Here is a 6841-nt window from a genome sequence, read left to right as displayed (position 1 = left end):
TCGGGCGTCCTCACAAATTACCTGCATTCAGAGATGCGTATCGGCACAGGCCGGTATGCGAAAGTCCCATCATGGGGCCTTAGCTCAGCTGGGAGAGCACCTGCTTTGCAAGCAGGGGGTCGTCGGTTCGATCCCGACAGGCTCCACCATTTGAGTGAAACGACTTTGGGTCTGTAGCTCAGGTGGTTAGAGCGCACCCCTGATAAGGGTGAGGTCGGTGGTTCGAGTCCTCCCAGACCCACCACTCTGAATGTAGTGCACACTTAAGAATTTATATGGCTCAGCGTTGAGGCTGAGACATGTTCTTTTATAACTTGTGACGTAGCGAGCGTTTGAGATATCTATCTAAACGTGTCGTTGAGGCTAAGGCGGGGACTTCGAGTCCCTAAATAATTGAGTCGTATGTTCGCGTTGGTGGCTTTGTACCCCACACAACACGGCATATGACCCTGAGGCAACTTGGGGTTATATGGTCAAGCGAATAAGCGCACACGGTGGATGCCTAGGCGGTCAGAGGCGATGAAGGACGTGGTAGCCTGCGAAAAGTGTCGGGGAGCTGGCAACAAGCTTTGATCCGGCAATATCCGAATGGGGAAACCCACTGCTTCGGCAGTATCCTGCAGTGAATTCATAGCTGCTGGAAGCGAACCCGGTGAACTGAAATATCTAAGTAACCGGAGGAAAAGAAATCAACCGAGATTCCCTAAGTAGTGACGAGCGAACGGGGAGCAGCCCTTAAGCTGGAATGGCTTTAGAAAAACAATCTGGAAAGATTGGCCATAGAAGGTGATAGCCCTGTATTTAAAAGGGCCACTCCAGTGAAGACGAGTAGGGCGGGGCACGTGAAACCCTGTCTGAATATGGGGGGACCATCCTCCAAGGCTAAATACTCCTGACCGACCGATAGTGAACCAGTACCGTGAGGGAAAGGCGAAAAGAACCCCGGAGAGGGGAGTGAAATAGATCCTGAAACCGTGTGCGTACAAGCAGTAGGAGCTCGCAAGAGTGACTGCGTACCTTTTGTATAATGGGTCAGCGACTTACTGTTCGTGGCAAGCTTAACCGTATAGGGGAGGCGAAGGGAAACCGAGTCTGATAAGGGCGCATAGTCGCGGGCAGTAGACCCGAAACCGGGTGATCTAGTCATGGCCAGGGTGAAGGTGCCGTAACAGGTACTGGAGGCCCGAACCCACGTCTGTTGCAAAAGACGGGGATGAGCTGTGATTAGGAGTGAAAAGCTAATCGAACCCGGAGATAGCTGGTTCTCCTCGAAAGCTATTTAGGTAGCGCCTCATATGTATCCTCTCGGGGGTAGAGCACTGTTATGGCTAGGGGGTCATCGCGACTTACCAAACCATTGCAAACTCCGAATACCGAGACGGACTGTATGGGAGACACACGGCGGGTGCTAACGTCCGTCGTGAAAAGGGAAACAACCCAGACCCACAGCTAAGGTCCCAAATTCACTGCTAAGTGGAAAACGATGTGGAAAGGCATAGACAGCCAGGAGGTTGGCTTAGAAGCAGCCACCCTTTAAAGAAAGCGTAATAGCTCACTGGTCGAGTCGGTCTGCGCGGAAGATTTAACGGGGCTAAGCAGTGAACCGAAGCTTGGGGTGCATAAAACTTGTTTTATGCGCGGTAGAGGAGCGTTCCGTAAGCCTGCGAAGGTGGATTGAGAAGTCTGCTGGAGGTATCGGAAGTGCGAATGCTGACATGAGTAACGATAATGCGGGTGAAAAGCCCGCACGCCGAAAGCCCAAGGTTTCCTTGCGCAACGTTAATCGACGCAGGGTTAGTCGGTCCCTAAGGCGAGGGCGAAAGCCGTAGTCGATGGGAAGCAGGTTAATATTCCTGCACCTCGCGTGAGTGCGATGGAGGGACGGAGAAGGTTAGGTGTACCGGGCGTTGGTTGTCCCGGGGAAAGGCGGTAGGTTTGGATCTTTGGCAAATCCGGGATCCTTTAAGACCGAGCACCGAGACGAGCCTTTATGGCGAAGTCACTGATACCACGCTTCCAGGAAAAGCTCCTAAGCTTCAGCTCACGAAGACCGTACCGTAAACCGACACAGGTGGGTAGGATGAGAATTCTCAGGCGCTTGAGAGAACTCGGGTGAAGGAACTAGGCAACATGGCACCGTAACTTCGGGAGAAGGTGCACCCTTTTTGGTGGCTCGTGCGAGCTATAGCTGAAGAGGGTCGCAGAAACCAGGCCGCTGCGACTGTTTATCAAAAACACAGCACTCTGCAAACACGAAAGTGGACGTATAGGGTGTGACGCCTGCCCGGTGCTGGAAGGTTAATTGATGGGGTCAGCCGCAAGGCGAAGCTCTTGATCGAAGCCCCAGTAAACGGCGGCCGTAACTATAACGGTCCTAAGGTAGCGAAATTCCTTGTCGGGTAAGTTCCGACCTGCACGAATGGCGTAACGACAGCGGCGCTGTCTCCACCCGAGACTCAGTGAAATTGAAATCGCTGTGAAGATGCAGCGTTCCCGTGGCAAGACGGAAAGACCCCGTGAACCTTTACTATAGCTTTACACTGAACGTTGAGTTCGTCTGTGTAGGATAGGTGGGAGGCTATGAAACTGTGGCGCTAGCTGCAGTGGAGCCATCCTTGAAATACCACCCTGTCGTGCTTGACGTTCTAACCTAGGTCCGTTATCCGGATCAGGGACCGTGTATGGTGGGTAGTTTGACTGGGGCGGTCTCCTCCTAAAGAGTAACGGAGGAGCACGAAGGTACGCTCAGCGCGGTCGGACATCGCGCACTGTGTGCAAAGGCATAAGCGTGCTTGACTGCAAGATCGACGGATCAAGCAGGTACGAAAGTAGGTCTTAGTGATCCGGTGGTTCTGTATGGAAGGGCCATCGCTCAACGGATAAAAGGTACTCCGGGGATAACAGGCTGATACCGCCCAAGAGTTCATATCGACGGCGGTGTTTGGCACCTCGATGTCGGCTCATCACATCCTGGGGCTGTAGTCGGTCCCAAGGGTATGGCTGTTCGCCATTTAAAGTGGTACGCGAGCTGGGTTCAGAACGTCGTGAGACAGTTCGGTCCCTATCTGCCATGGGCGTTGGAAGTTTGAGAGGGGCTGCTCCTAGTACGAGAGGACCGGAGTGGACGAACCTCTGGTGTTCCGGTTGTCACGCCAGTGGCATTGCCGGGTAGCTATGTTCGGAAGCGATAACCGCTGAAAGCATCTAAGCGGGAAGCGCGCCTCAAGATGAGACTTCCCGGGGCACAAGCCCCCTAAAGGAACCATGTAGACTACGTGGTTGATAGGTCAGGTGTGTAAGTACAGCAATGTATTGAGCTAACTGATACTAATGATCCGTGCGGCTTGACCATATAACCTCAAGTTGCCTTGGTCCCAACGAACGTTGGTAGATCATCAAATGCAAGCTACGTCACAAGTTAACTCTGCGAGACTGGGCGCCTTGATCCGTTTCTTGGATGGCGACGCTCCAACCGTCTCCCTGGTGAAATTAGCGCTGTGGAACCACCCGATCCCATCCCGAACTCGGAAGTGAAACGCAGCTGCGCCGATGGTAGTGTGGCTCAAGCCATGCGAGAGTAGGTCATCGCCAGGGGCTTTACCCCGAAACCCTCAGTCCAAACGGACTGAGGGTTTCTTTTTTGCGCAAGCGCTGGGCTGCGCCGCGCGTAAATGCGCCTTGCATTCCGCCCCGCTTGCCGACCGGTACCGATGTCGTGCTGTGCGTGCAGTACCGCTCGCCACACAAGCCACGCGCTCATCTCTTGGAGAAAAGGGCGCGATCCATCTGTTGGCCAAATAACCTGCCTGGCCAATGCCAGATGCACGGGTGCGGTAATGGCTGGAGCTGATAACAGACATCGCCCATGACAGCCTCGCTCGGCCGACGTCCTAGTGCGCATATCCTCGATACAAAGAACGGCCTGGAGCGGATCGATCACGCATCAGTGATGGGCCCCACATCCTTGGTGAGACAAGACGCAAGGAGGACGTTTCACATATCCAGTCCCAGAAACTGGATCGCCAACGCAGGGCTCAGCATTACATCGCTGCGCCATTGATCGGCTCCACGCGGTGCAGTCGAAGAACGCGTAGATGCGAGCCAGAAACGCAAGGGCCGCCGCTGCGAAAGATCAGCAGGTCACGTCGAAACGAATCGTGATCCGATATCTTCAGTTCACGGTATGACGTGGAAGTAGCGCTTCTATCAGGCGGGCAAGGCAGGGATAGACCAGCGATGGCACGCCGGCAGCGTCGCATTGATTGCATTTGAGTGTTTCGACCCCATTAGCTGCCTTGCCGGTATGTGACCGGCGCTTGTTGGATGCGCTGATGCCCGAGTTGCCCGAGGTCGAAACGACGTTGCGTGGCCTGTCGCCGCATCTGGTTGGGCAGCGGATCCATGGCGTGATCCTGCGTCGGCCCGATTTGCGCTGGCCGATTCCCGAGCAGATCGAGCGCTTGCTCCCCGGCGCTACCATTACCAACGTGCGCCGACGCGCGAAATATCTGTTGATCGATACAGATGCGGGCGGCAGCGCGCTGTTGCATCTGGGGATGTCCGGAAGTCTGCGGGTGCTGCCAGGCGACACCCTGCCGCGGGCGCATGACCATGTGGATATCAGTCTGCAGAACGGGCGCGTGCTGCGCTTCAACGATCCGCGTCGCTTTGGCTGCCTGCTGTGGCAATCCGGCACACAAACCCATGAGTTGCTCGCTGCGCTTGGTCCAGAACCATTATCGGACGCATTTACTGGCGATTATCTCCACGCACTGGCACAAGGGCGGCGTGCCGCCGTCAAAACCTTTTTGATGGATCAGGCCGTGGTTGTCGGGGTTGGAAATATCTACGCTGCCGAAAGCCTGCATCGGGCGGGAATCAGTCCGCTGCGCGAGGCGGGAAAAGTGTCGCTGGCGCGGTATCGGCGTCTGGCTGACGCAGTGAAAGACATCCTGGCGTATGCCATCCAACGCGGCGGGACTACCTTGCGCGACTTCATCAGCCCGGATGGTGCGCCTGGCTATTTCGAGCAGGAACTCTCTGTGTACGGGCGCGAAGGCGAGGCCTGCAAGCAATGTGGGCGGGTGTTGAAGCACGCGACGATTGGTCAACGCGCCACGGTGTGGTGCGGGAGCTGTCAGCGATAAGCGCGATATCGCGCCGACGCGGTGTTTGAGCACTGGTACTCTCGCGATCGTGTCACGATCGTTGCCGCGCAAGTCACAACAAAGCGACTCCGAGCAACTCTCCATATGGCTCGCCTGCGGGCGTGCGACACGCGTCTGCTCTGCGCAATGCTGTGACGGTCGACGCGGCTCTCTTGGGCACCGTAGCTTTCGGCATGCACTGGCTGGTTGCGACGCATGCGGTCGGGCCGCCCGAGACTACTGAATCGATCGCTGTACCGCACCCGTAAAGCGGCCAGCTAGCTGCAAGAATTCTCGCGATCGTTACGCTCGCTCTGGATACCGGCATCGGGCGTGCGCTCCAACCTGCATGCATGTCCGGGCGCAGGTGCCGACCGCACGGAAACCCTCTTCTGCTCGAGTCCGTCGAGAGTGCTCAGCGCCCAACGTGGCCAGTTCTCCAGGCAAACATAGTGCGACATCGCACCTGAGCTGCAGCGGAGGTGCAGCAAGCAGCCGCGAGCAGCGGTGTCCTGGTGTCCAGGTAGGCGGCGGGCCACAATCGTGAAGTCCTCATGTGGAAGCGCTGTATGTCCAGCCCCCGACAGCTTGTCATTCCTCTGATCCTTATCGGTGCATGTGCGCTGGTAGCGATGCCGTCGACCGGCGCGATGACGCCCTCTTCGAGCGCGGCAGCTGCCGTAGAGCGTCTCCACTTGAAGACCAACGCGATAGAGCTGAGCGTCACGCCGGCATTTGGCGGGCGCGTGCTGTCGTTCCATCTGCGCGGCCAGCCCAACGTGTTGAAGGTCGGTGCGGCAGTGGAGCAACAGCCTGCGCCCGAGGTGTCGGCCACTGCGGGGGATATTCCCTATTTCGGCCATGATGTGTGGGTCGGGCCGCAGAGTCAGTGGTGGTTGCACCAGCAGCTCAACCACGAGCGTCAGGCGGCGGCCGCGGTGTGGCCGCCGGATCCGTATCTGTCCCTGGCGCAGACGCGCGTCAGCATACGTCGTCATGACATGGTGGAATTTGAAGGGGTGCCCAGCCCGCTGACCGGGGTGCAATTGCGCAAGCAGATCAAACGTTCTGCAGCGCGTGCGGACACCGTCGACATCCAGGCCAGCGCACGCAATATCCGCGCGCAGCCAATTGCCTGGGATCTTTGGTTCAATACGCGGGTTGCGGCAACGACGCGGGTGTTTGTGCCCGTTGCCGCTGCTGCGGATATCCGGCTGCAGCCGCCGCGCGAGCCCGGCACGATTGCGCCGCGCTATCAGCATGAGCGCGGCCTGCTCGCGCTGCGCGCCGATACGCGTCCAGACCAATTGATCCAGCGCGGCAAGCTATTGCTGCAGCCGTCGGCAGGATGGATGGCCGGGTTCGCAGGCGGGCAGGTCTTGGTGATTCGCTTCGCGCATCAACCGCTGTCGGCGATCCATCCCGAGCAAGGCCAGGTGGAGTTGTATCTGGATGCGCCACCCCGGCATCCGGAACAGGGATTGCTGGAAATGGAGGTGCACGCGCCGTATCGGCAGCTTGCGCCAGGTGCGCAAATGCAGGCACAGGAGCAGTGGACGCTGCTGCGCTATACCGGGCCGGATGAGGAACAGGCGCAGCGGCGGTTCCTTTGCAGCCACGCCAACGCGCTGGCGCTGGCCAATGCGTGCGATGCGTCGCCTGCGCCTCGCTGAGATGCGCATTCACGTCGATGC

General features: G+C 57.6%; 2 protein-coding genes, 2 tRNA genes and 2 rRNA genes. All 6 read left to right on the top strand.

Translation table 11 applies throughout. The annotated features are described in order from the left end of the window. Window positions 1-73: 73 nt before the first annotated feature. The 6 genes from ACCQ07_RS20860 to ACCQ07_RS20835 all read left to right on the top strand — a co-directional run bounded on the left by ACCQ07_RS20860 (window position 74) and on the right by ACCQ07_RS20835 (window position 6820). Window positions 74-149 (top strand) — tRNA-Ala (locus ACCQ07_RS20860). Window positions 150-167: 18 nt separating this feature from the next. Further along, window positions 168-244: transfer RNA gene (locus ACCQ07_RS20855), tRNA-Ile, on the top strand. 227 nt (window positions 245-471) lie between these two features. Next, window positions 472-3352: ribosomal RNA gene (locus ACCQ07_RS20850) — 23S ribosomal RNA — on the top strand. Between the two features lie 127 nt (window positions 3353-3479). Then, window positions 3480-3594, top strand: a 5S ribosomal RNA gene (gene rrf, locus ACCQ07_RS20845). Between the two features lie 737 nt (window positions 3595-4331). Next, window positions 4332-5147: a bifunctional DNA-formamidopyrimidine glycosylase/DNA-(apurinic or apyrimidinic site) lyase gene (gene mutM / locus ACCQ07_RS20840; protein ID WP_008571924.1), complete on the top strand. Its 816-nt coding sequence runs from the start codon at window positions 4332-4334 to the stop codon at window positions 5145-5147. Between the two features lie 695 nt (window positions 5148-5842). Then, entirely contained in the window at window positions 5843-6820 is a 978-nt protein-coding gene (locus ACCQ07_RS20835) for a DUF4380 domain-containing protein (RefSeq protein WP_033478580.1), read from the top strand. The last annotated feature ends 21 nt before the right edge of the window (window positions 6821-6841 follow it).

Source organism: Xanthomonas sp. NCPPB 3583 (assembly GCF_041475715.2).
Classification (GTDB): domain Bacteria; phylum Pseudomonadota; class Gammaproteobacteria; order Xanthomonadales; family Xanthomonadaceae; genus Xanthomonas; species Xanthomonas euvesicatoria.
This window is presented reverse-complemented; position numbering and strand designations above follow the sequence as displayed.

What these genes read in the sequence shown, in the direction of transcription:
- mutM (WP_008571924.1), top strand. Translation starts at nt 4,332, where the DNA reads ATGCCCGAGTTGCCCGAGGTCGAAACGACGTTGCGTGGCCTGTCGCCG.